Source organism: Mitsuaria sp. BK037, assembly GCF_014193045.1.
Classification (GTDB): Bacteria; Pseudomonadota; Gammaproteobacteria; order Burkholderiales; family Burkholderiaceae_C; genus Roseateles.
The window spans coordinates 85,796-110,325 of the sequence record NZ_JACHYS010000002.1; the positions used below are offsets into that span (position 1 = coordinate 85,796).

General features: G+C 69.8%; 22 protein-coding genes. 10 read left to right on the forward strand and 12 right to left on the reverse strand.

The genetic code is table 11. From position 1 onward, the window contains the following. The first annotated feature begins 88 nt into the window (after positions 1-88). The 3 genes from FHT37_RS12510 to FHT37_RS12520 all read left to right on the forward strand — a co-directional run bounded on the left by FHT37_RS12510 (position 89) and on the right by FHT37_RS12520 (position 3,723). Positions 89-1,531, forward strand: coding sequence for a methyl-accepting chemotaxis protein (locus FHT37_RS12510; RefSeq protein ID WP_183481744.1), 1,443 nt, complete (start codon positions 89-91; stop codon positions 1,529-1,531). A gap of 196 nt (positions 1,532-1,727) precedes the next feature. Next, the gene (locus FHT37_RS12515) at positions 1,728-2,153 is read left to right on the forward strand and encodes a tripartite tricarboxylate transporter TctB family protein (RefSeq protein WP_091725600.1); all 426 of its coding nucleotides are present in this window, start codon (positions 1,728-1,730) and stop codon (positions 2,151-2,153) included. A 10-nt stretch (positions 2,154-2,163) separates the two neighbouring features. Then, complete coding sequence (locus FHT37_RS12520) at positions 2,164-3,723, forward strand: tripartite tricarboxylate transporter permease (protein ID WP_091725603.1); 1,560 nt, start codon at positions 2,164-2,166, stop codon at positions 3,721-3,723. Between the two features lie 170 nt (positions 3,724-3,893). Here the strand turns inward: FHT37_RS12520 and ureG are convergent, their stop codons facing one another. The 7 genes from ureG to ureA are packed head-to-tail and all read right to left on the reverse strand — an operon-like array spanning position 3,894 to position 8,820. Next, positions 3,894-4,562 (reverse strand): urease accessory protein UreG, encoded by a 669-nt coding sequence (gene ureG, locus FHT37_RS12525; protein ID WP_091725606.1) that lies wholly within the window; start codon positions 4,560-4,562, stop codon positions 3,894-3,896. Next, positions 4,559-5,272 carry an urease accessory protein UreF gene (locus FHT37_RS12530; protein WP_183481747.1) on the reverse strand — a complete coding sequence of 238 codons (714 nt, stop codon included), beginning with the start codon at positions 5,270-5,272 and terminating at the stop codon, positions 4,559-4,561. The genes ureG and FHT37_RS12530 overlap by 4 nt, the downstream gene beginning before the upstream one ends. Beyond that, complete coding sequence (gene ureE, locus FHT37_RS12535) at positions 5,244-5,897, reverse strand: urease accessory protein UreE (protein ID WP_183481750.1); 654 nt, start codon at positions 5,895-5,897, stop codon at positions 5,244-5,246. Before ureE ends, FHT37_RS12530 begins: the two co-directional genes overlap by 29 nt. After that, positions 5,898-7,616: an urease subunit alpha gene (ureC, locus tag FHT37_RS12540; RefSeq protein WP_091725617.1), complete on the reverse strand. Its 1,719-nt coding sequence runs from the start codon at positions 7,614-7,616 to the stop codon at positions 5,898-5,900. Further along, positions 7,616-7,921 carry an urease subunit beta gene (locus tag FHT37_RS12545; protein WP_091725620.1) on the reverse strand — a complete coding sequence of 102 codons (306 nt, stop codon included), beginning with the start codon at positions 7,919-7,921 and terminating at the stop codon, positions 7,616-7,618. The genes ureC and FHT37_RS12545 overlap by 1 nt, the downstream gene beginning before the upstream one ends. Further along, positions 7,918-8,508, reverse strand: a complete 591-nt coding sequence (locus tag FHT37_RS12550; RefSeq protein ID WP_091725624.1) for a HupE/UreJ family protein — start codon at positions 8,506-8,508, stop codon at positions 7,918-7,920. The genes FHT37_RS12545 and FHT37_RS12550 overlap by 4 nt, the downstream gene beginning before the upstream one ends. 9 nt (positions 8,509-8,517) lie before the next feature. Next, entirely contained in the window at positions 8,518-8,820 is a 303-nt protein-coding gene (gene ureA, locus FHT37_RS12555) for an urease subunit gamma (RefSeq protein ID WP_091725629.1), read from the reverse strand. A 110-nt stretch (positions 8,821-8,930) separates the two neighbouring features. Here ureA and FHT37_RS12560 point away from each other — a divergent pair, with 110 nt between their 5' ends. Continuing rightward, positions 8,931-12,488, forward strand: a complete 3,558-nt coding sequence (locus FHT37_RS12560) for an ATP-binding protein (RefSeq protein ID WP_183481753.1) — start codon at positions 8,931-8,933, stop codon at positions 12,486-12,488. Next, positions 12,485-13,546, forward strand: a complete 1,062-nt coding sequence (locus FHT37_RS12565) for a response regulator (protein WP_091725638.1) — start codon at positions 12,485-12,487, stop codon at positions 13,544-13,546. The genes FHT37_RS12560 and FHT37_RS12565 overlap by 4 nt, the downstream gene beginning before the upstream one ends. A 14-nt stretch (positions 13,547-13,560) precedes the next feature. On the opposite strand, the gene FHT37_RS12570 is transcribed toward FHT37_RS12565, so the two are convergent. The 3 genes from FHT37_RS12570 to FHT37_RS12580 form a co-directional block, all read right to left on the reverse strand. Then, positions 13,561-14,343, reverse strand: a complete 783-nt coding sequence (locus tag FHT37_RS12570) for a hypothetical protein (protein ID WP_091725643.1) — start codon at positions 14,341-14,343, stop codon at positions 13,561-13,563. 2 nt (positions 14,344-14,345) lie between these two features. Next, on the reverse strand, positions 14,346-14,690 hold the full coding sequence (locus FHT37_RS12575; protein ID WP_091725648.1) for a TA system antitoxin ParD family protein: 345 nt from the start codon (positions 14,688-14,690) through the stop codon (positions 14,346-14,348). A 134-nt stretch (positions 14,691-14,824) separates the two neighbouring features. Next, on the reverse strand, positions 14,825-15,826 hold the full coding sequence (locus FHT37_RS12580) for a hypothetical protein (protein WP_183481756.1): 1,002 nt from the start codon (positions 15,824-15,826) through the stop codon (positions 14,825-14,827). 310 nt (positions 15,827-16,136) lie between these two features. Between FHT37_RS12580 and urtA the strand changes: the two genes are divergently transcribed. From urtA to urtE, 5 genes are all read left to right on the forward strand, one after another. Next, complete coding sequence (gene urtA / locus FHT37_RS12585) at positions 16,137-17,423, forward strand: urea ABC transporter substrate-binding protein (protein ID WP_183481761.1); 1,287 nt, start codon at positions 16,137-16,139, stop codon at positions 17,421-17,423. 92 nt (positions 17,424-17,515) lie between these two features. Then, positions 17,516-19,123, forward strand: coding sequence for an urea ABC transporter permease subunit UrtB (urtB, locus tag FHT37_RS12590; protein WP_183481764.1), 1,608 nt, complete (start codon positions 17,516-17,518; stop codon positions 19,121-19,123). Next, positions 19,124-20,416 (forward strand): urea ABC transporter permease subunit UrtC, encoded by a 1,293-nt coding sequence (gene urtC, locus FHT37_RS12595; RefSeq protein ID WP_255489627.1) that lies wholly within the window; start codon positions 19,124-19,126, stop codon positions 20,414-20,416. Beyond that, the gene (urtD, locus tag FHT37_RS12600) at positions 20,413-21,249 is read left to right on the forward strand and encodes an urea ABC transporter ATP-binding protein UrtD (RefSeq protein ID WP_147241720.1); all 837 of its coding nucleotides are present in this window, start codon (positions 20,413-20,415) and stop codon (positions 21,247-21,249) included. The genes urtC and urtD overlap by 4 nt, the downstream gene beginning before the upstream one ends. A 52-nt stretch (positions 21,250-21,301) precedes the next feature. Continuing rightward, positions 21,302-22,006 (forward strand): urea ABC transporter ATP-binding subunit UrtE, encoded by a 705-nt coding sequence (urtE, locus tag FHT37_RS12605; protein ID WP_091731352.1) that lies wholly within the window; start codon positions 21,302-21,304, stop codon positions 22,004-22,006. 37 nt (positions 22,007-22,043) lie between these two features. Here urtE and FHT37_RS12610 read toward each other — a convergent pair whose 3' ends face one another. After that, complete coding sequence (locus FHT37_RS12610; protein ID WP_183481767.1) at positions 22,044-23,261, reverse strand: hypothetical protein; 1,218 nt, start codon at positions 23,259-23,261, stop codon at positions 22,044-22,046. Between the two features lie 6 nt (positions 23,262-23,267). After that, entirely contained in the window at positions 23,268-24,467 is a 1,200-nt protein-coding gene (locus FHT37_RS12615; RefSeq protein WP_183481770.1) for a hypothetical protein, read from the reverse strand. Positions 24,468-24,530: the final 63 nt, after the last annotated feature.

Here is a 24,530-nt window from a genome sequence, read left to right on the forward strand (position 1 = left end):
CACATCCTGAAACGAACATGCGCCCCGCGTGGTCAGAACGGTCGTCACCTCGATAGAAGCCGCCGCCACGCTTCGAGGGAGAGCAACGATGGGACATCCTTCCGGACTGACCGGCTTCCGCAAGATCTACGCTGCCTGCGATCGCGCGATGCTGCTGATCCTGGCGGTCAGCTGGCTGCTCGCGCTGGGGCTGGGCTGGCGCTATGCGCAGTTCGGGCTGGCGACGGGCCTCGGCACCGCGCTGCTGGCCGTGGCCGGGCTGGCCTACGCGGCGGCACCGGGCGCCACCGCCACGCGCATGACGCTCACCACCGCGCAGGCGCTGATGGTGATGCTGCACATCCACCTCGGCGGCGGCATGGTGGAGCTGCACTTCGGCGTCTTCGTCACGCTGGCCTACCTGCTGATGTACCGCGACTGGAAGGTGCTGGTGCTGGGGGCGGCGCTCTTCGCCGTCCACCACCTGCTCTTCGACCGCCTGCTCGCCGCCGGTTTCGGCACCTACTGCCTGAGCGAACCCGACTTCGGCCGCATCGTGCTGCATGCGGCCTACGTCGTCGCGCAGACCGGCATCGAGCTGGTGATGGCCGCGCACATGCGGCGCAACACCAAGGAAGGGCTGGAGCTGCACGACCTGGTCCGCGCGCTGGGCAGCCGCGACGACCGTCTCGCGCTCGACGTCGCGCATGTGAAGGCGAGCACGCCGGCGGGACTCAAGATCAAGGACTCGCTGCAGCGCCTGAACGCGGCGATGGCGCGCGTGCGGGAAGCGGCGCAGCACATCGGCAGCGCCTCGACGCAGATCGCCGCCGGCAACACCGACCTCTCGGGCCGCACCGAGCAGGCGGCCGCCAGCCTGCAGGAAACCGCCGCTTCGGTGCAGCAACTCGCGGCCACGGTGCGTCATACCGCCGAGGCCGCGCAGCAGGCCCGCGAGCTCTCCGACCAGGCGATGCGGGTCGCCGATGCCGGCGGCAGCGCGGTCACCCGCGTCGTGTCGACGATGGAGGAGATCCACCGCGCTTCCGGCCGCATCGCCGACATCATCGGCGTCATCGACGGCCTGGCCTTCCAGACCAACATCCTGGCGCTGAACGCTGCGGTCGAGGCCGCGCGCGCCGGCGAGCAGGGCCGCGGCTTCGCGGTGGTGGCGGCGGAGGTCCGCACGCTCGCGCAGCGTTCCGCGCAGGCGGCCAAGGAGATCAAGACCCTGATCGGCGCCTCCACCGAGCAGGTGGGCAGCGGCGCGACGCTGGTGCAGGAGGCGGGCCGCACGATGGCCGACATCGTGGCCTCGGTGCAGCGCGTGGGCGCGCTGATCAACGACATCGCCGATGCCGCCGGCGAACAGCGCCGCGACTTCGGCCGCATCGACGCCGCGGTCACGCAGCTCGACGAGATGACGCAGCGCAACGCCGCGCTGGTGGTCGAGTCGGCCTCCGCGGCGACCACGCTCGACGACCACGCCAGCCAGCTCAACCGGGTCGTCGGCGCCTTCGACCTGGGCCGGAGTCAGGGCTATCCCGCGTGACGCCGCAACGACATCCCGGGGCGTCGCCGGCCGCACCGGAACGCACGCCAAACGCTCGACAAACGTTCTCTTAACCTGAAGCTGTCCCGAAGCTGTCGGGATCCCTTCATGGACCGGTCGCTGCGCAGAAACGCGTACGACACGGACCGGCGCGACCGGAACCATGGGCACATCTCGGACCTCCCCGGTGTGCCTCATGACCCTCAATCGATCGCTCGCGAGAGGCTTGTTCCTCGCCGCGGTGGCCCTGTTCTTCGGACTGGGCGCGCTGCGTTATCCCATCGGCCGCATGGACCATGCCGGTCCCGGGCTGTTCCCGCTGATGATCAGCGTCCTGCTGGGCCTGGTGGCGCTGGCCACCATCGTGCGCGGCGTCGTCGCGGGCGGGCCCGGCCTGGACTTCAAGGTCCGCAACATCGGCCTGATCCTGGCGGCGCTGTGCGCGTTCTCGCTGGTCTCGCGCTTCCTCAACATGTCGGCCGGCATCGTGGTCATGGTGTTCATCGCCACGGCCGCGGGCAGCAACTACTCGTGGAAGCGCAACGTGGTGATCTCGATCGGCCTGCTGGCGATCGCCTTCATCTTCCAGAAGTTCCTCGGCCTCAACCTGCCGCTGCTGTAAGGACCCGGCCATGGACATCCTGCACAACCTCGCCTTCGGCTTCGAGCACGCGCTGACCTGGCAGAACCTGATGTTCTGCGCGATCGGCTGCGTGGTGGGCACCCTGGTCGGCCTGCTGCCGGGCCTGGGCCCGCTGGCCACCATCAGCGTGCTGCTGCCGCTGACCTATTCGATCCCGGTCAACGGCGCGCTGATCATGCTGGCCGGCATCTACTACGGCGCGCAGTACGGCGACAGCGTCAGCGCGATCACGATGAAGATCCCGCACGCCAGCTCCATCGTGGCCTGCATCGACGGCTACCAGATGACCTTGAAGGGCAAGACCGGTCTGGCGCTCTTCACCGCGGGCATCTCGAGCTTCATCGGCGGCACCGTCGCCATCGTCGTGCTGGCCTGCCTGGCGCCGACGCTGGGCGAGGTGGCCTTCCTCTTCGGCCCGGCCGACTACTGCGCGCTGATGCTGCTGGGCTTCCTGTGCGTGAGCTTCGTGACCACGGGCAGCCTGCTCAACGGCTTGGCGATGTGCCTGATCGGCGTGCTGTTCGGCCAGATCGGCACCGACGTCAACTCCGGCATGGAGCGCTACACCTTCGACATGCCCTTCCTGGCCGAAGGCGTGGGCCTGGTCAGCATCGCGCTGGGCTGCTTCGGCATCGCGGAGATCTCGAAGAATCTGGACGCGAAGAACGAGCGCACGCCCTTCAACGGCAAGATCCACCTGATGCCGACCTGGGCCGAGTTCAAGCGCATCATCCCCAGCGCGCTGCGCGGTAGCGTGGTGGGCTCGGTGCTGGGCATCCTGCCCGGCGGCGGCCCGACGATCGCGCAGTTCGCCGCCTACGCGGTGGACAAGAAGGTCAGCAAGTACCGCCACGAGATCGGCGACGGCGCCATCGAGGGCGTGGCCGGCCAAGCCGCGGCGGACGAGTCGGCCGCGCGCACCAGCTTCATCCCGCTGATGAGCATCGGCATCCCGGAGAACCCGGTGATGGCGCTGATGATGGCCGCGTTCATCATCAAGGGCATCCAGCCGGGGCCCAACATGATCGGCGGGCACCCCGACATCTTCTGGGGCCTGGTCGCCTCGATGTGGGTGGGCAACGTGTTCCTGGTCGTGCTGAACGTGCCGCTGGTGCGCTACTGGCTGTCGGTCTTCAAGATCCCGTACAACGTGCTGTTCCCGTCGATCCTGTTCTTCTGCTGCATCGGCACCTTCAGCGTCAACAACAACCTGGACGACATCTTCGTCACCGCGGCCTTCGGCCTGGCGGGCTACATCTTCATGCGGCTGGACATGGACCCGGCGCCCTTGATGCTGGGCTTCATCCTGGGCCCGATGCTGGAGGAGAACTTCCGGCGCGCGATGCTGATCAGCCGCGGCAAGTTCGACGTCTTCGTGCAGCGCCCGATCAGCGCGACGCTGCTGGGGATCATCGCGATCTTCATCGCCTGGCAGTTCATCGCCTTCCTCCTGGCCAATCGCAAGGGCGCCAAGCCCGCGGCGGGCGGTCATGACGACGACGATGCCCAAGGCAAGGACGGCGGCGGGGTGACGCCGCAGGTGGCCTGAGTCCACCCCCATCGGCTCGGCCCTCGGGTGGGTGCGAGTCCGGCTCGGTCCCTTTCGGCCGTCGCCCGCGATCGCGGGCGGCGGCTTTTTTGTCGCCGGCGGCAGACGGCCGCGGGGGCTCAGACCTTGCGGGGCGACACGCCGCCGTCGAGCCGCATCGCGGCGCCGGATCAGCGACTGCCGAGCATCCCCTTGCGCTCGATGAATGCGACCACCTCGTCGAGCCCGCTCAGCGTCTTGAGGTTGGTCATCACGAAGGGCCGCGTCGGGCGCATGCGTTTCGTGTCCGCCTCCATGACCTCGAGGTTGGCGCCGACATGCGGCGCGAGGTCGGTCTTGTTGATCACGAACAGGTCGCTCTTCGTGATGCCGGGACCGCCCTTGCGCGGGATCTTCTCGCCGGCGGCGACATCGATGACGTAGATCGTCAGGTCGCTCAGCTCCGGGCTGAAGGTCGCGGCCAGGTTGTCGCCGCCGGACTCGATGAAGACGACGTCCGCGTCCGGGAACTGCGCCAGCATGCGGTCGATCGCCTCGAGGTTGATCGACGCGTCCTCGCGGATCGCCGTGTGCGGGCAGCCGCCGGTCTCCACGCCCATGATCCGCTCGGCGGGCAGCGCGCCGCTGACGGTCAGCAGGCGCTGGTCTTCCTTGGTGTAGATGTCGTTGGTGATGGCGACCAGGTCCCAGCGGTCCCGCATCGCCTTGCACAGCATCTCCAGCAGCGTCGTCTTGCCGGAGCCGACCGGACCGCCGATGCCCACCCGCAGCGGCGGCAGCGTCTTGGTGCGACCGGGAACGTGATGCAGCGGCGAGGCGTGGGGCGTGGTGGTGCTCATGATCGGAACAGTCGGGAGTACTGGGTTTCGTGGCGCGCCGCGAGGATGGACAGCATCGGCGCGAAGAGCTGACGCCGCGCGGGCGGCGTGGCGACGGCCTCGGCCACCGCGGCGGGGATCTCGGCCGCCAGGCGCCCCAGCACGCGCTGGCCGGCGGTCTGGCCCAGCGGCACGGCCTTCAGCGCGGCCTGCACCTGGTTCTCGGCCCAGCCGAAGGCCTGCGCGTGCAGCGCCTGGTCGACAGGCACGTCGATCGTCGACAGCGCGAGCGCCATGACGAAGGCATGGTGGGCGGGCCGCCCCTCACCGCAGTCGACCAGCAGCGCCAGCTGCGCCGCCGTGGCCATCGGCTGACCACGCAGCCAGACGAGCAGGGACTGTCCCATCTGCTCGCTCTGCAGCCGGGCCTCGGCGCCGTCGCGCGTGGTGCGCAGCCAGCGGGCCAGCGCGCGCAGCGCCGGTTCGTCGCCGGCGCGCCAGGCGACGATGCCTTCGGCGATGGCCGCCAGGTCGCCGCGCGCGAGCAGCCGCAGCTGCTGGCTCAACCAGGCGCCGGCGCTCGCGTCGTCATGCACGTGGCCGTGCTCGACCGCCGCCTCCAGCCCCTCGGAGTAGGAGAACGCCCCGATCGGCAACGCCGGCGACGCGAGCCAGACCAGCCGCAGCAGCGGCGGGACGGGATCAGTGGTCGTGTCCACAACCCGGGCCATGCACGTGCGGCGTCGTGGCCGACTGGATGGCGATGGTCTTCTTCGGCGCGGCCGCGGGCGCTGGGGCATGGCTGTGCTCATGCGCATGGCCGTGCTCGTGCTCGTGTGCATGGTCGTGCCTATGGCCGTGGTCATGTCCATGGCCGTGGCCGTGGGAGTGCCCGTGGCCACCGGCCGCATAGGCGCCGCCTTCAGGCTCGAAGCCCTCCTCCACCGCGTTCACGATCAGGTGCATCGCGCGCAGCATGTCGGCCAGCACATGGTCCGGCTCGATCTTGAGGTGATCGGGCTGGAGCTCGATTTGCACATGGCGGTTGCCCAGGTGATACGCCGCGCGGACCAGGTCGAACGGCGAGCCGTGCGACGCGCACGCGGTGATGCGCAGCAGCGGCTGCGGCGCGGCGATCACGCGCACCAGCGAGCCGTCCTCGGCCACCAGCACGTCGCCGCCGCGCACCGCGGTGCCGCGCGGCAGGAAGACGCCGAGCTCGCGGCCCTGGTTGTCGGTGGCCTGGAAGCGGCTCTTCTGGCGCGTGTCCCAGTCGAGCGTGACGGTCGCCGCGCGCTTGAGCAGCACCGGCGCGAGACCGGCGCCCTGCGCCAGCAGTTTGGAGACTTGGATCATTCAGAATAGGAAGTAGCGCTGCGCCATCGGAAGCACCGAGGCGGGCTCGCAGTGCAGCAGCAGGCCGTCGGCGCGCACCGCGTAGGTCTGGGGATCGACCTCCATCCGCGGGGCGTAGGCATTGTGGACCATGTCCTTCTTGCCCACGCCGCGGATGCCCTTCACCGCCACCGCCGTCTTCGCGAGCCCATAGCGCGCGGCCACGCCGCCCGCGATCGCGGCCTGCGACACGAAGCTCAGCGAGGCCCGCGCCAGCGAGCCGCCAAAGCTGCCGAACATCGGCCGGTAGTGCACCGGCTGCGGCGTCGGGATCGAGGCGTTGGGATCGCCCATCGCAGCCAGCGCGATCACGCCGCCCTTGAGGATCAGCGAGGGCTTGACGCCGAAGAAGGCCGGCTTCCAGATCACCAGGTCGGCCCATTTGCCGACCTCGATGCTGCCGACCTCGTGACTGATGCCGTGCGCGATCGCCGGATTGATCGCGAGCTTGGCCACATAGCGCTTCACGCGGCCGTTGTCGTGGCGCTCGGAATCGCCGGGCAGCTGCCCGCGCTGCTGCTTCATCTTGTGCGCGGTCTGCCAGCAGCGCAGGATCACCTCGCCCACGCGGCCCATGGCCTGCGAGTCGGAGCTGAACATGCTGATCGCGCCGAGGTCATGCAGGATGTCCTCGGCCGCGATGGTCTCCTTGCGGATGCGGCTTTCGGCGAAGGCCAGGTCCTCGGCGATCGCCGGGTCCAGGTGGTGGCAGACCATCAGCATGTCGACGTGCTCGTCGAGCGTGTTGATCGTGTAGGGCCGCGTCGGGTTGGTGGAGCTGGGCAGCACGTTGGCCTCGCCCACCACCTTCAGGATGTCGGGCGCGTGGCCGCCGCCCGCCCCTTCGGTGTGGAAGGTGTGGATGGTGCGGCCCTTGAAGGCCGCGACCGTGTCCTCGACAAAGCCGCTCTCGTTGAGCGTGTCGGTGTGGATCGCGACCTGCGTGTCGGTTACCTCGGCCACGTCCAGGCAATTGGAGATCGCCGCCGGCGTGGTGCCCCAGTCCTCGTGCAACTTCAGGCCGATCGCGCCGGCCTCGATCTGCTCGACCAGCGCTTCCGGCCGGCTCGCGTTGCCCTTGCCGAGGAAGCCCAGGTTCATCGGGAAGGCATCGGCCGCCTGCAGCATGCGCTCGATGTGCCACGGCCCCGGCGTGCAGGTGGTGGCGAAGGTGCCGGTCGCCGGACCGGTGCCGCCGCCCAGCATCGTCGTCACGCCGCTGGCCAGCGCCTCCTCGATCTGCTGCGGGCAGATGAAGTGGATGTGGGAGTCGATCGCGCCGGCAGTGACGATCGCGCCCTCGCAGGCGATGACCTCGGTGCCGGGACCGATGACGATGTCCACGCCCGGCTGCGTGTCCGGATTGCCGGCCTTGCCGATGGCGACGATGCGGTGGTCCTTCAGGCCGATGTCGGCCTTGACGATGCCCCAGTGGTCCAGGATCAGCGCATTGGTCAGCACCGTGTCGACGGCGCCCTGCGCGCGGGTGCGCTGCGACTGCGCCATGCCGTCGCGGATGGTCTTGCCGCCGCCGAACTTCACTTCCTCGCCGTAGCCGCCGGCGCGCAACGTCAGGTCGTCCTCGACCTCGATGACGAGCGCCGTGTCGGCGAGCCGGACGCGATCGCCCACGGTCGGGCCGAACATCTCGGCATAGGCGCGTTTGCCGATGCGGGCCATCACAGCGCTCCCTGGATCAGGCCGCGGAATCCCCAGATCTCGCGCAGGCCGGCGATGTCGACCAGCTCGACGGTGCGTTGCTGGCCGGGCTCGAAGCGCACGGCGGTGCCGGACGCGATGTTCAGGCGCATGCCGCGCGCGGCCTCGCGGTCGAAGCTCAAGGCGGCGTTGGTCTCGGCGAAGTGGTAATGCGAGCCGACCTGGATGGGACGATCCGCCGCGTTGACCACGGTCAGCACCAGCGTGCGGCGGCCCGGATTGAGCTCGAGCTCGCCGGCGTCGGTCAGCAGTTCGCCGGGGATCATGCGATCACCAGCCGGGTCAGCAGGCCCAGGCCCAGCAGCGCGATCGCGCCGCCGGCCGCGCGCGACCAGACCGGCGCCAGCGCGCGCAGCTTCAGCCCCAGCGCCAGGCCGCCCGCATGCAGCAGCGCCGTCGCGAGCACCATGCCCACGAGCGCCGCGCCGCCGCCGAGCTCGGCGCCATGCGCCAGGCCGTGGAAGACGGCGAACGCCCCGACCAGCGCGGCCGATGCCGTGGCGCCCAGCCGCCAGCGCGCCGCGGCGACCAGCCCCAGCACCAGCACCGAGGCGGCGACCATCGGCTCCACGCCCGGCACCGCGAGGCCCTGCGCCCCCAGCCCCAGGCCCGCCAGCGCGCCGACCAGCAGCAGCCCGGCGAAGGCGAAGGGCGCGGCCAGCATGCGCCGGCCGGTCTGCGTGAGCGCGCTCCACAGCCCCACGGCCAGCATCGCGGCGAGGTGGTCCAGGCCGGTGAACGGGTGCATGAACCCGGCCGTCAGGCCATGGTCATGGGCGGCGTCGCCGGCATGGGCGGCGGCCACGGCGGGCAGCGCGGCAACGGCCGTCGCGACGAGGAGGCGTCGGATCATGGGAGGTCCTCAGGGAATCGGTTGATGGACGGTGACGAGCTTGGTGCCGTCGGGGAAGGTGGCCTCGACCTGGATGTCGGGGATCATCTCGGCCACGCCGTCCATGACGTCGTCGCGGGTGAGCAGCTCGCGGCCGGCCTTCATCATCTGCGCGACGGTCCGGCCCTCGCGGGCGCCCTCCATCACGGCGGCGCTGAGGTAGGCCACGGCTTCGGGGTAGTTGAGCTTCAGGCCCTTGGCCTTGCGCCGCTCGGCGAGCAAGGCGGCGGTGAAGATCAGCAGCTTGTCTTTCTCTCGGGGCGTGAGTTCCATGGCCTTGAGCGGGTGGGCGGCGACGCGCCATTCTTGGATGCCGGTCCACCGCTAGCAAGCCCCATGCCGGTGCGGGCACGGTTCATGCATTTCCCGCCCTGCCCCGCCCCATGGACACACCGCCCGCCCCCCAGGACGCCCCGCAGCACATCATCAAGCTGCGGCGGGACTACAACGCCTGGGTCGCCCGCGAGACGCTGGAGGACTACGCGCTGCGCTACACGCCGCAGCGCTTCCGGCGCTGGACGAGCTGGCGCGTGGCCAACACCGCCTTCGGGGCGGCGTCCTTCCTGATCCTGGAGGCGGTCGGCGCGACGCTGCTGCTGCAGTACGGCTGGACCAACGCGGCGCTGGCCATCCTGGCCACCGGCCTGATCATCTTCCTGGCCGGCCTGCCGATCAGCGTCTACGCGGCGCGGCATGGCGTCGACATGGACCTGCTGACGCGTGGCGCCGGCTTCGGCTACATCGGCTCGACGCTGACCTCGCTGATCTACGCGAGCTTCACCTTCATCTTCTTCGCGCTGGAGGCGGCGGTGATGGCCTACGCGCTGGAGCTGGCGCTGGACATCCCGCCGCAGTGGGGCTACCTGCTGTGCGCGCTGGCCGTGATCCCGCTGGTCACCCACGGCATCTCCGCCATCAGCCGGCTGCAGCTGTGGACGCAGCCGCTGTGGCTGGCACTGCTGGTGCTGCCCTTCGCCTGGGTGGGGTGGCTTCATCCTGGTGCATTCGACGGCATCACGACCCAGATTGGGTCGCAATCGGGCACCGCGGCCTTCGACGCGCACGCCTTCGGTGCGGCGCTGACCGTCGGCGTGGCGCTGATCACGCAGATGGGCGAGCAGGCCGACTACCTGCGCTTCATGCCGCGCCAGACCGCCGCGAACCGGCTGGGCTGGTGGGCGGCGGTGCTGGCCGGCGGCCCGGGCTGGATCGTGCTGGGCGTGCTGAAGATGCTGGGCGGCGCGCTGCTGGCCTACCTCGCGGTCAGCCATGCGGTGCCGGCGGAACGCGCGGTCGACCCCAACCAGATGTACCTCGCCGCCTACGAGTACGTCTTCCCGCAGTACGGCTGGGCGGTCGCGGCGACGGCGCTGTTCGTCGTCGTCTCGCAGCTCAAGATCAACGTCACCAATGCCTACGCGGGCTCGCTGGCGTGGAGCAACTTCTTCTCGCGGCTGACCCACAGCCATCCGGGACGCGTCGTCTGGGTCGTGTTCAACACGCTGATCGCGTTCATGCTGATGTCGATGAACGTCTTCGAGGCGTTGGGCCATGTGCTGGGCCTGTACGCCAACGTCGCGATCGCGTGGATCATGGCCGTCGTCGCGGACCTGGTGATCAACAAGCCGCTGGGACTGTCGCCGCCGGGCATCGAGTTCAAGCGCGCCCATCTCTACGACGTGAACCCGGTCGGCGTGGGCGCGATGGCGCTGGCCTCGGTGCTCTCGGTGGCGGCGCACCTCGGGCTGATGGGCACGCTGGCGCAGGCTTGGTCGGCGGCGATCGCGATGGTGACGGCGCTCGCGAGCGCACCGCTGATCGCCTGGGCGACCAGGGGCCGCTACTACCTCGCCCGCCCGGCGGCCGAGATCCAGGCGGCCGGCACCGAGGCCGTGCGGCGCTGCGTGATCTGCGAGCGCGACTACGAGGGCCCCGACATGGCCCACTGCCCGGCGTATCGCGGCGCTATCTGCTCGCTGTGCTGCACGCTGGATGCCCGCTGCGGCGACCTGTGCAAGCCGCACGCCAGCCTCTCGGCGCAGTGGTCGAGCGCGCTGCGCCGGGTGCTGCCGCGCCGCGGCTGGGCCTACATCGACACCGGGCTGGGCCACTACCTGCTGCTGATGCTGGTCATCACGCCGCTGCTGGCGACGCTCTTCGGCCTGCTCTATCACCAGCAGCTGCAGCAGCTGCCGCAGGTGCCGCTGATCGATGCCGCGGCGCAGGACGCCCTGCGCGCGAGCGTGCGCGCGGGCCTGCTGAAGGCCTTCTTCGCGCTGCTGCTGGTGGCCGGCACGGTGGCCTGGTGGCTGGTGCTCGCGCACCAGAGCCGCGAGGTCGCGCAGGAGGAATCCAAGCGCCAGACGCAGGCGCTGATGCGCGAGATCGATTCGCACCGCCGCACCGACGAGGCGCTGCAGGGCGCGCGGCTGCAGGCCGAGCGCGCGCAGGCCGCGGCCGAGGCGGCCAACCAGGCCAAGAGCCGCTACATCAGCACCATCAGCCATGAGCTGCGCACGCCGCTGAACAGCATCCTGGGCTACGCCCAGCTGATGGCGGCGGACGCGGCCCTGCCGCCGCAGCGGCGCCAGGCGGTGCAGGTCATCAAGCGCGGCGGCGAGCACCTGATGCAGCTGATCGACGGCACGCTGGACATCGCCCGCATCGAGGCCGGCCGGCTGAGCCTGGAGCCGGGGCCGGTCCGCTTCGACGAGCTGCTGCGCGAGCTGGCCGACATGTTCGAGCCGCAGGCCGCGGCCAAGGGGCTGCGCTTCCGCTTCGAGCCGCAGGGCGCGCTGCCCGGCTGGGTGCGTGCCGACGAGCAGCGGCTGCGGCAGATCCTCATCAACCTGCTGGGCAACGCGATCAAGTTCACCGCCGCGGGCGAGGTCACGCTGCGGGTGCGGCACGGCCGCGAGATGGCGACGCTGGAGATCGCAGACACCGGCCCCGGCATGGACGCCGCGGAGCTGGCGCGCATCTTCGAGCCCTTCGCGCGCGGAACCCGCGGCACCGGTGGCGCGCCGGGCGCGGGATTGGGGCTGACCATCGCGAAGATGCTGACCGAGCTGATGGGCGGCGAGATGTCCGCGACCAGCACGCCGGGCCAGGGCTCGACCTTCCGGGTGCGGCTGTTCCTGCCGGAGCTGCACGGCCGCATCTGGGACACGCCGCGCATGCGACGCGTCGCCAAGGAGCGCATCGGCCTGGACGGCGCGTCGCCGCGGGTGCTGGTGGTCGACAACGAATCGGATGATCGCCACTTGCTGATCGAACTGCTGGAGCCGCTGGGCTTCACCGTCCGCGAGGCTTGCAGCGGTCACGACGCGCTGGACCTGGTCGCCGCCGGCTGGGTGCCCGACGCGGTGCTGATGGACCTGGCGATGCCGGGCATCGACGGCTGGGAGACGATCCGGCGGCTGCGGCGCATGCTGGGCGACCTGGGCGTGCAGGCGCCCGCCGTGGCGGTGGTCTCGGCCAACGCGTTCGAACGCGGCCAGGACAATGACGCCGGCATCGCCGCACGCGACTTCATCCTCAAGCCGGTGCGCCATGAACTGCTGCTGGACTGGCTGACCGAACGGCTGTCGCTGGCGTGGCGGGCGGCGCCGGACCGGAGCGTGGCGCCGTCCGCGCCGGCAGGGGCCGCCGCCACGTCGACCGCGACATCGACGGCCACATCGACCGCGACATCGGCCGCCACGCCGGTCGCGGTGCCGCCGCCGGCCCGCCTGGCCGGGCTGCGCGAGGCGCTGCAGCTGGGCTACTACCGCGGCGTGCTGCAGCAGCTCGACGCGATCGAGGCGGCCGATCCGGCCTGGCGTGGCTTCTGCGACGCGCAGCGGGCGCTGGCGCGCCAATTCCAGTTCGAGGCGATGCTGCGCGGCCTGCCGCGCGGCGAGGACCTCCCGAGACCGACCGAGTTGGGTGACCCGAGATGAACTCCGCGCTTCCTTCCGCCGTCACGACGCTGCTCGACCAGCAGCAGGGCGATCGCGTCCTGATGGTCGACGACGTGCCCGACAACCTGTCGCTGCTGCATGACGCGCTGGATGAGCACGGCTACACGGTGCTGGCGGCGACGAACGGCGAGGCGGCGCTCGCCTGCGCCCGGCAGGGGCGGCCGGACATCGTGCTGCTGGACGCGATGATGCCGGGCATGGACGGTTTCGAGGTCGCGCGGCGGCTGAAGGCCGATCCCTCGACGGCGCACATCCCGATCGTCTTCATGACGGGGCTGACGGAGACCGAGCACCTCGTCGCCGCGCTGCAGGCGGGCGGTGTCGACTACGTGACCAAGCCGCTGGATCCGCGCGCGGTGCTGGCGCGCATGCAGGTGCACCTGCAGGGCGCGCGCCAGGCCCGCCAGACGCGGCAGGCGCTGGACGCCTTCGGCTACGCGAGCATCGCGGTGCGGGCGTCGTCGGGCCGGCTGCTGTGGCAGACGCCGCTGGCCCGCGAGCTGCTGCAGCTCTACTTCGGCACGGTCGCGCCGCAGACGCCCGCGCCGGTGCTGGCGTGGCTGCGCAAGACGCTCGACGAGATGGCGCGCCAATCGCCGGGCGACGGTGCGCCGCCGCAGGAGCCGCCGCGCCTGTGCGCCGAGCTCGGCGCGCGGCGGCTGAGCTTCCGGCTGCACCACTGCATCGGCGGCGAGGAGCCGAACGGCGCGGGTCCGGAAGCGGCGGCCGGCGTCGGCGCCGCATCAGGCGCTGCGGGCGGCGACTGGCTGATCGTCATGCGCGAGGTCTCGGACGCCGCGGTGATCCGCTCGCTGGGCCTGGCCTTCAGCCTCACCGCGCGCGAGGCCGAGGTGCTGTACTGGGTCGTCAAGGGCAAGATCAACCGCGACATCGGCGAGATCCTGGGCGCCAGCCCGGCGACGGTGAAGAAGCACCTGGAGCGCATCCACGCCAAGCTCGGCGTGGAGACCCGCACCGCGGCGGCCGCGATGGCGCTGACGCGGGTCAGGGAGATGCATCCGCAGTGGGAGGTATGAGGCGCCCGCGGCGCTCACGCGCGGCCGGTCGCCCGTTCCTCCTGAAGCCGCCGGACCGGATCCAGCTGGACCGCGCAGGCGGGCACCATGGCTTCGAGCAGGTCGGCATCGATGGCCTCGAGGATGTCGATGCCGTACTGGCGATGGGCCCGGCGTCCCGCAGAGCTCTTGGAGAGTTGGAAGATGCGTTGAATCTCCGCCCCGAGGCGGGCCGCGAACTCGGCGTTTCCGCACGCCTGCGAGAACAGCGCCGCCTTGGCAACCTGCACGGCCCAGCGCGCCTGGGTTTCGACGTGCGATCCCTTGCTGTCCCGGAGCCCCGCGAGGTTGTGGATGCGCGACTCCAGCACGTCGAAAGGGCTCATCACCCGCAGGAGCTGTCCCTCGGCGATCTCAAAGCTCAGACATCCGGCAATGACCCGCCGAGTGAAAACACCGCATTTCTCCAATCCGCCCGTGGCGAACAGCAGATGGAGGATGTCGACATTGCCTTCCTTCCTGGCAGGGGCCGGGATCCTGACCTGGGCGACCAGAGAGGTCCGTGCCGTCTTTCGGGGCAACTCCACGCGGGCGCCCAGCCGCCTGGCCAGTTCGTGGGCATCCGAGACATCCCCGATCACGTCAGCGTCAGCGGTGATCGCCGCGCCGTGCGTCGATATCCCGTAGCGCTTCATCCAGAAGCCCAGCGCCTGACCTCCCACCAGGATGACGCCAGCCGGCAGGCTGGTGAGCACCCGATCGAGCAAGCGCCCCTCGAGAGCAGCTTCTTCGTCGGGCAGTCGCGGTTGCGTCGTCATGGTCAGTAGGGTGAGTCCAGGGCCCTCGCATTCTTGGCCCGCTCTTCGGTGAACCAGATCGACTCCGAGGGCTGGGACGCTCCGGACTTGATCGCCTCGATGTCCCGTGCCTGCTCGATCCGTTTGGCGGCCCGCAGGTCGTCCTCGATACGCGCCATGGCCTGCGTGCCGTGATCGCCCCGCAACAGCTCCAGCAGCAATTGCGAGCGGACGCCGGAGTTCTCCAGCGCCTGGCCGATGCGCGCCCAGAACTCGACCTGCTGCGCGGCGGAACGGGCCACGTACTCGCCGGTCTCCTGGGCATCTCGGAACAGCTGATTGCTGATCCGGATCGAATTCGAACTCATCGCACCTCCGTAGCAGTTTGCACTCAGAAGATGCACTCTGCCACACTTTGGGGGTCCACGGAGCAAAAGCAACGAAGGCCCCTTGCGGGGCCTTCGTCCTTCATCGATCAGGCGATCCTGGATCGCCTCCGTCTTCAGGGCAGGCGCAGGCGGTCGCCCTCGCGGATCACGGCCGTCTGCTCGCGGCCGCGGCCGATCACGTAGTACACGGTCAGGACCTTGGACTCGCCGTAGGCCGGGTCGCCGCCCGCCAGGTCGTTGTCGGCCTGCACGTCGAGGCGGCCGCCGCGGCTGATGTTGCGCAGGCGCTCGGTCACGTCGACGTAGCGGCCGCCGCTGCCGTAGGTGGCCCGCACGATCGTCAGGCGCTGGCTCGGCGGACCGTAGTCGCCACCACCGGCGCCCGGCCGGCCGTCCCAGCCGCCGTTCCAGCCGCCCTGGCCCCAGTCGCCACGGCCCCAGCCGGTGAACTGGCCGCCGTCGATCCAGGCGCCCTCGCGGTAGTCGAAGGTGCGCACCTGGCCGCTGCGGTCGCGGGCATAGATGCGCAGCATCTTCGTGCGGCCGACCGCCGGGTCGTCGCGGAACAGGTCATTGGTCACCCGCACCTTCGCGTCGCGGCGCGCCAGTTCGCGCAGGCGGCCGGTGACGTCGATGCTGGCTTCGGGAACGCCGTAGCGCGCGCCCAGGATGGCGTAGGCGCCGTCGTCATGGCCACCGGGACCGTCCCAGCCACCGCTGCCGCCGCCCTGGCCCCAATCGCCGCCGCGCCAGCCGGTGAAGTCGTTGCCGTCGATGATGTTGCCCTCGCGGAACTCGAACACGCGGGTGTCGCCATCGCGGTTGCGCGCGTAGATGCGCAGCACCTTCGAGCGCCCCACGTCCGGGTCGTCGCCGAAGAGCCCGTTGGTCACCCGCACGCGGTCGTCGCGCCGCGCCAGTTCCTTCAGCTGGCCGGTGACGTCGATGTTGTGCTGGGGCGTCCCGTAGCGCGCATTCAGGATCTGCCAATCGCCATCGTCGCGCGCCCAGGCGGAGCCGCCCGTCAGCATCGTCGCCAGCAGCATCAGCGCCGCCAGCAGCCATCGCGCCATCGCGCGGTCCGGCCGCCGGGCCGGCAAGGGGGTCGAACTCATCGCCATCGCAGTCATCGTTCTGCTCCTGTTTCTTTCCTGTTGTCCGGAGTCGGGGACCAACCCCTGCGCCTGCGGCCCTCGGCCGCGCTCCGGGGAGGGGCCGGATGTTGCCTCAACGGCAGGGGTTTCCCGATGGTGCACGCACGTTTCTTCGAGGTGTTACGAGCGGTCACCGCCCGCCACCCCCACGCACGCGCCCCGCATACGCCATGTGCCGTATATGCCCCGCAGGCCCGGCTTCCTAGCATCCGGTCACTTCCCGAAGTCCTGTGAAGTCCGCCGACGTCCTCTTCATCCACCGGAGCTCCCCATGTCCTCGCATCCGAAAGCCCCCCGCCGCTTCACGCTCAAGACCCTGGCCGTCGCCGGCGCGCTCGCCGGCCTGAACCTCGCCGCCCTGCCCGCCTTCGCCGCCGACACCATCAAGGTCGGCGTGCTGCACAGCCTGTCCGGCACGATGGCGATCTCCGAGACCGTGCTCAAGGACACCGTCCTGATGGCCATCGACGAGATCAACGCCAAGGGCGGCGTGCTGGGCAAGAAGCTCGAGCCGGTGGTCGTCGACCCCGCGTCCAACTGGCCGCTCTTCGCCGAGAAGACCCGTCAGCTGCTCACGCAGGACAAGGTCTCGGTGATCTTCGGCTGCTGGACCTCGGTGTCGCGCAAGTCGGTGCTGCCGGTGGTCGAGGAGCTCAACGGGCTGCTCTTCTACCCGGTGCAGTACGAGGGCGAGGAGCTCAGCAAGAACGTCTTCTACACCGGCGCCGCGCCCAATCAGCAGGCGATTCCGGCCGTCGACTACCTGATGTCCAAGGACGGTGGCGGCGCCAAGCGCTGGGCGCTGCTGGGCACCGACTACGTCTACCCCCGCACCACCAACAAGATCCTGCGTGCCTACCTGAAGAGCAAGGGCGTGAAGGACAGCGACATCGACGAGAAGTACACCCCGTTCGGCCACAGCGATTACCAGACCATCGTCGCCGACATCAAGAAGTTCTCGGCCGGCGGGAAGACGGCGGTGGTGTCGACGATCAACGGCGACTCCAACGTGCCGTTCTACAAGGAGCTCGGCAACGCCGGGCTGAAGGCCAAGGACGTGCCGGTGGTGGCGTTCTCGGTGGGCGAGGAGGAACTGCGCGGCGTGGATACCAAGCCGCTGGTGGGACATCTGGCGGCGTGGAACTACTTCATGTCGATCAAGAACCCGACCAACGATGCCTTCATCAAGAAGTGGGCGGCGTATGCGAAGGCGAAGAACATCCCGGGCCACAAGGACAAGCCGCTGACCAACGATCCGATGGAGGCGACCTACATCGGCATCAACATGTGGAAGCAGGCGGTGGAGAAGGCCAAGTCGACCGACGTCGACAAGGTGATCGCCGCGATGGGCGGGCAAACCTTCACGGCGCCGTCGGGCATCACATCCAAGATGGATGAGAAGAACCACCATCTGCACAAGTCGGTGTTCATCGGCGAGATCCGCGCGGATGGCCAGTTCAACGTGGTGTGGAAGACGCCCGCGCCGGTCAAGGCCAAGCCGTGGAGCCCGTACATCGCGGGCAACGAGGGCAAGCCGGATGAGCCGGTGAAGAAGTGAGCGAGAAGGCCCTCCCCCCGGCCCTCTCCCGCTTGCGGGAGAGGGAGGGGTGAGGGCCAGCGTCCTGTGCAGTCCATGGATCGGAGCGCCCGATGAACCTGTTCCTTCGCTGGCTGGCCGCTTGCCTGTCAGCGGCCTTCCTGGCGTTCGCCCCGGCGGCCCATGCGCTGACGCAACCCCAGGCGCTGGCCGTCGCGCAGGGCGAGACCGACGACCGCATCGCCGCGATCGGCCGTCTCGTCGCGACGCCGGACGACCGGACCGCCCCGCTGCTGCAGGCGCTGGCGGATGAACGCCTCAAGCTCGGTCCCGACCAGCGCGTGCTGATCGCCTCCGAGGCCGGCGTCGTCGATGCCGCGACCGGCGCGGCGGTGACACTGGCCGCCGAGGCCGCGTCCTCCCTCGAGGACGTGATGCTCAACAACCGCCTGCGCGGCGCGCTCGATGGCGCGCTGGCCGCGCTGCGGCTGTCGAGCGCGGACCGCTCCGAGCGCCTCGCCGCCGCGAAGGCCTTGCTCGACGCCGGTGGCGATGAATCACGCGTCGCCCTGCTCGACGTCGCGATCGCCAAGGAACGCGACAGCACCGTCCTGGACGCTCTGACACTGGCCCGCGCCGCCGCGCTCGCCGCGAGCCCCGACGACGGCAAGCGACTGGACGCCGCGAAGCAGCTCGGCGAATCCCGCAGCCCCGAAACCCGCCTGCTGCTGAACCAGCGGCTCGCCGAGGAGCAGCATCCCGAGGTGAAGCGCGCGCTGCAGCGCTCGCTGCGCGCCGTCGAGGACCGGCTGGCCTGGGGCGAGCGCCTGGGCGCCCTGTTCACCGGCATCAGCCTGGCCAGCATCCTGCTGCTGGTCGCGCTGGGCCTGGCCATCACCTACGGCCTGATGGGCGTGATCAACATGGCGCATGGGGAGCTGATGATGATCGGCGCCTACGCGACCTACCTGGTGCAGGTGGCCTTCCGCCACTGGGCACCGGCCTGGTTCGACGCCTACCTGCTCGTCGCGATGCCGGCCGCCTTCCTCGCCTCGGCGCTGGTCGGCGCCGCGCTGGAACGCACCGTGATCCGCTGGCTCTACGGCCGCCCGCTCGAAACGCTGCTGGCCACCTGGGGCCTGAGCCTGGTGCTGATGCAGGCGGTGCGCTCGCTCTTCGGCGCGCAGAACGTCGCGGTCGAAAGCCCGTCCTGGATGGGCGGCTCGCTCGCGCTGCTGCCCGGCCTGGCCCTGCCGACCAACCGGCTCGTGATCATCGGCTTCGCGCTGGTGGTGCTGGGCGGCATGTCGCTGCTGATCGCGCGCACGCGGCTGGGGCTCTTCGTCCGCGCCGTCACCCAGAACCGGCCGATCGCCTCCTGCATGGGCGTGCCCACCGCGCGCGTGGACACCTATGCCTTCGCGCTCGGCTCGGGCCTGGCGGGCCTGGCCGGCTGCGCGCTGAGCCAGGTCGGCAACGTCGGCCCGGACCTGGGCCAGAGCTACATCGTCGACGCCTTCATGGTGGTCGTGCTCGGCGGTGTCGGCCAGCTGGCGGGCACCGTGCTCGCGGCGCTCGGACTGGGCCTGGCCAACAAGGCGCTCGAAGGCGTCGTCGGCGCGGTGCTGGCCAAGATCGCCGTGCTGCTCTTCATCATCGTCTTCATCCAGAAGCGCCCCCAAGGCCTGTTCGCGGTCAAGGGCCGCGCCCAGGAGACCTGAATGCGCGCCGATCCCGCCGCCCTCGCCATGAGCCTGCCCTCCTCCACCAACCCCGCCGCGCACGACCCGGCGACGGCCCTGCCCGTCGCCGAGGCGCCCCCGGTCGCGGCATCAGGCGCCACGCCCGGGGCCATTCCGCCCTCGGGTGCATCGACCGGACCCGCGTCGCCCTTGCAGCTGCCGCAACGTCCCGCGCTGCTCGGCCGCGCCGGCTGGCTGGCCGTGCTGGCCGCCATGACCGTGGCCTGCGCGCTGCTGCCGGCGCTCAACCTGCTGGTCCCCGCCGACCATCCGCTGCATGTGGACGGCTACTGGATCAGCCTGCTCGGCAAGTTCTGCTGCTACGCGATGTGCGCGCTGGCGATGGACCTGATCTGGGGCTTCGCCGGCATCCTGTCGCTGGGACACGGCCTGTACTTCGCGCTGGGCGGTTATGCGATGGGCATGTACCTGATGCGTCAGATCGGCACCGACGGCCAGTACCGCAGCGCGCTGCCCGACTTCATGGTCTTCCTCGACTGGAAGGAGCTGCCCTGGCACTGGGCGCTCAGCGACAGCTTCCTCGCGACGATGCTGCTGGTCCTCCTGGTGCCCGGCGGCATCGCCTTCGTCTTCGGCTTCTTCGCCTTCCGCTCGCGCATCAAGGGCGTGTACTTCTCGATCATCACGCAGGCGATGACCTACGCGGCGATGCTGCTCTTCTTCCGCAACGAGACCGGCTTCGGCGGCAACAACGGCTTCACCGATTTCAAGCGGCTGCTGGGCCTGTCCATCACGACGCCGGGCATGCGGATGACGCTGTTCGTGCTGAGCGCCGTCGCGCTGGCCAGCTGCTACCTCGGCCTGCGCTGGCTGACGCGCGCCAAGTTCGGCCGCGTGCTCAGCGCGGTGCGCGACGCCGAGTCGCGGCTGATGTTCTGCGGCTACTCGCCGCTGCCCTACAAGCTGGCCGCCTGGGTGCTGTCGGCGCTGATCTGCGGCCTGGCCGGCGCGCTGTACGTGCCGCAGGTCGGCATCATCAATCCCGGCGAGATGAGCGTCGCCAACTCGATCGAGATCGCCGTGTGGGCGGCGGTCGGCGGCCGCGGCACGCTCGCCGGCCCGATCGCCGGCGCCTTCGCGGTCAACGGGGCGAAGAGCTGGCTGACGCAGTTCGCGCCGGAGTACTGGCTCTACCTGCTGGGCGCGCTCTTCGTCGCGGTCACGCTCTTCATGCCCGATGGCATCGCGGGTCTGCTCAAGCGCAAGTTCGGCGCGAAGTCCGCCGGCAAGACCGGGGAGGCCACAGCATGAGCCCCGACCTGCTCGAGCAAGGCGGCGAGCGCCTGCGCGCCGCCAGCGGCCCCGGCTACGGCCGCGTGGTGCGGCCCGGCGAACTGGACCTGGCGCATGGCCGCATCCTGTACCTGGAAGACGTGCACGTCAGCTTCGACGGCTTCCGCGCGATCAACGGCCTGTCGCTGGACATCGCACCCGGCGAGCTGCGCTGCATCATCGGCCCCAACGGCGCGGGCAAGACCACGATGATGGACATCATCACCGGCAAGACGCGGCCGGACCGCGGCACCGTCTTCTTCGGCGGCACCATCGACCTGCTGCGCCACAGCGAGGCCGAGATCGCGCAACTGGGCATCGGTCGCAAGTTCCAGCGGCCGACGGTCTTCGAGGCGCTCAGCGTGTACGAGAACCTGGAGCTCGCGCTGCAGGGATCGCGGGCGCTGCGCGCCTCGCTGTGGGGCGTGCTCAGCGGCGCGCAGAAGGACCGGCTCGCCGAGGTGCTGACGCTGATCCGCCTGCAGGACCAGATGACGCGCGCCGCCGGGCTGCTGAGCCACGGCCAGAAGCAATGGCTGGAGATCGGCATGCTGCTGGTTCAGGACCCCAAGCTGCTGCTGCTGGACGAGCCGGTGGCCGGCATGACCGACCAGGAAACCGAGCGCACCGCCGAGCTGATCCTGACGCTGAAGGGACGGCACAGCCTCATCGTCGTGGAGCACGACATGGGCTTCGTCGACCGCATCGCGGAGAAGGTGACGGTGCTGGCGGAGGGGTCGGTGCTCGCCGAGGGCACGCTGGCACAGGTGCAGGCGGATGAACGCGTGATCGAGGTGTACCTTGGACGTTGAGCTTCAAGACCGGACCATGGCGGTGTCCGCCGACGACGCGGCGCCCGCGCCGATGCTCGAGGCGCGCGGCCTCCACCAGTACTACGGCGGCTCGCACATCCTGCGCGATGTGTCGGTGAGCGCGACACCGGGACGCATCACGGTGCTGCTCGGCCGCAATGGCGTGGGCAAGACCAGCCTGCTCAAGAGCTTGATGGGCCTGGTGCCGATCCGTGCCGGCAGCGTGTCGCTGGCGGGCCGGGACATCTCGCACGCCACGCCCTACCAGCGCGCCCGCGCGGGCATCGGCTACGTGCCTCAGGGGCGGGAGATCTTCGCCCGGCTGACCGTCGAGGAGAACCTGCGCATGGGCCTGGCGAGCAAGCCCGGCGGCACGCCGGTGCCGGAACACCTGTACGCGCTGTTCCCGGTGCTCAAGCAGATGCTCAAGCGCCGCGGCGGCGACCTGTCGGGCGGTCAGCAGCAGCAGCTCGCGATCGCGCGGGCGCTGGCGGCGTCGCCGCGGCTGCTGATCCTGGACGAGCCCACCGAGGGCATCCAGCCGAGCATCATCAAGGACATCGGGCGGGTGATCCGGCGGCTGGCCGACGAAGGCCTGGACGGCCATCCGGTCGCGATCCTGCTGTGCGAGCAGTACTACGACTTCGCCGCCGAGCTGGCCGACGAGTTCCTGGTGCTGGAGCGCGGCAGCGTGATCGCGCGCGGGAGCAACGCGGACATGCAGACGCCGGAGATCCGGGGGCTGGTGGCGATCTGACGCTGGCCCGGTGGACGCGGGCCGCGTGGCGCGACGCTCAGTCGATCTGGGCGTCGAAGGTCAGCGTGAAGACGTCGGCGTACTTGCTGCCCGGGCGCCTGGCCATGTCGGCGACGCTCTGCTCTCCTGCTTCCACATGGATCTTCGACTTCGCGTTCACCGCGTACCCGAGAGCCGGCCTCAATGCCCGTGGCTGATCGGTGGTGATCTCCAACCGTGACACCGGCTGGCCGCTGTCGGTGACGATCCCCGGCATGCTCAGCGCCACCGAGTACGGCGCGCGGCTGCCCGCGCCATCGTCCAGCCGGCACCGCTGGCCGTCGGTGGAGGCGCAGCTCAGGCTGAGCTTCACCGGCGCGCTGAGGCTGATCACGAAGGGCAGGTCGCGGCTGAGCCGGGGCGGCGCCGCGCCGCCCGCCAGCCATTCCGTCCAGCCGCGCGGCGGTTCCAGCACGGCTCGTTTCGCGGCATCGGGCATGGTGAGCTGGAACTCATGCTCGACGGTCAGCTCGAACGTCAGGTTGACGTAGACCTCATTGATGATGGCCTGCGCTCCGAAATCGAAGTGCCCGCCCCGGCCATTCACCAGCGTCAGCTTTCCCCGGTAGACGCCGTTGCGCATGCCCAGCGGATTGGGCGTGACCAGCGCGTAGCTCACCGAGTGACGACCGCCCTCCAGCCAGAAGTCACCGGTCGGAATGGTCCGGGTCGGCTTCTTCACGCAGGGCTGGGTCGCGGCCGCGGGCGGCGTCCACCACCTGAAGTAGAACTGGTACGTGCTGAAGTAGGCCATGCCCGTGGAGCTGCAGGGCCCGGCGCCGTTCACCCACGAGCCGCCCGCCCAGAGGTTGCTGTGGTCGTTGGGTGCGATGTTCCGGATGTTGTATCGCCCGGCGTAAGACACGATCCGGAACTTGACCTCGGCGACATGACCCGTCGCTTGATGGGTCACCGGCACCGTGATGAAGTCGCTGGGAAAGCGGAAATGCACCGAATCGACGTCGGCCGCATTGGGCTGGAGCGGCCGGAAACTCACGTCGCCCAGCGGGAGGTTGATGCTGAAGTCGCCAGGCCCGCATTGCGACGGGACGATGACGCAGAACCCGCTCTGGGGCGTGGTGTTGACGAAGCTCGACCGCGTCGGATCGAGGATCGAGGGCTTGAACGCGGCAGTGATCTTCACGTCCGCCGCGTGGGCGCACGGCAGGACCAGGAGCGCCAGGAGGGCGGCGATGGCGGTCAGGAATCTGTTCATGGTCGGTCAGTCGGTCTGTGCGTCGAAGGTCAGCGTGAAGACGTCGGCGTACTTGCTGCCGGGGTGCTTGATCATTTCCGCGACGCTCTGCTCCCCCGCCTCCACGTGGATCCTGGATCTGGCGTTGGCAATGGATCCATTGGCCGGCCCCAGCCATCGCGTTTGGCCGGTGGTCATTTCCAGTCGCGAAACGGGCTGCGCGTCATTGGTGACGACGCCCGGCATGCTCAGCGCCACGGAATACGGAACGCGGCCGCCCATGCCGTTCTCAAGATGGCATTGCCGGCCGTCGCTCGAAGCGCAACTCAGGCTCACCTTGAGCGGCGCGCTCAGGCTCAGGAAGAAGGTCAGGTCGCGGCTGAGCCTGGTCGGCGCCTGTCCGCCGGCCAACCATTCCGTCCAACCGCGAGGGGGCTCCAGGACCGCTCGCTTCGCGGCTTCGGGCATGGAGATCAGGAACTGGTGCTCGACGGTAAGCTCGAATTCCAGTTCGACGCTGGAGCGGACGATGATCGCCTTGTCTCCGAAGTCGAAGTCGCCCTGCGGGCCCAGGTGGAGGACGTGCGTGCCCTTGTAGGCGCCATTCTTCATCGCGAACGGGCTGGGCGTGACCAGCTCATAGGCGATCGAGTGATCGGACAGCCGGAAGTTCTCCGTGGCGGCGATGGTGCGCGCCGGTCTCTTCACGCAGGGCGTGCCTCGGGTCGAGGGCGGTGTACCCCACGCGAAGATGTAGTAGTCCCAGCCATAGGTCGCGACGCCCTGGTAGGTACACGGATCCGGGGCACTCACCCATCGTGTCCCGTGCTCCCACAGCGTCGAATGCGCGCTCAGCGCATCGCCGGCCACCCCATTCAGACCATCAACCCGGTAGGTCGACGAATACACGCTTACCCGGAACCTGACGGTCGCGGGCTCACCGGTGAGCACATGACGAACCGCCACGTCGACGTACTCGCTGGGGAACCGGAAATAGACGGATTCACGGGGAGACGCTTTCGGCGCGAGGTCGGCGAACCGGATCGTTCCCAATGGCAAGGCGACCGTGAACCGACCATTTCCGCATTCCGCGGGGAAGATGGTGCAGTAGCCGGAAATCGGCGTCGTGTTGACGAATGATCGTTTCTCCGGAGTCAGCACCGAGGGCTTGAACTCTGCGGTGAACCGAACGTCCGCGGCGAGCGCCGAGCCGCTCACGATCAGCATCGCCGCGCATATCGCCATTCGGCCCGCGGAGCAACGCTCGAGCGCACGTTTCAACCGGCAGAG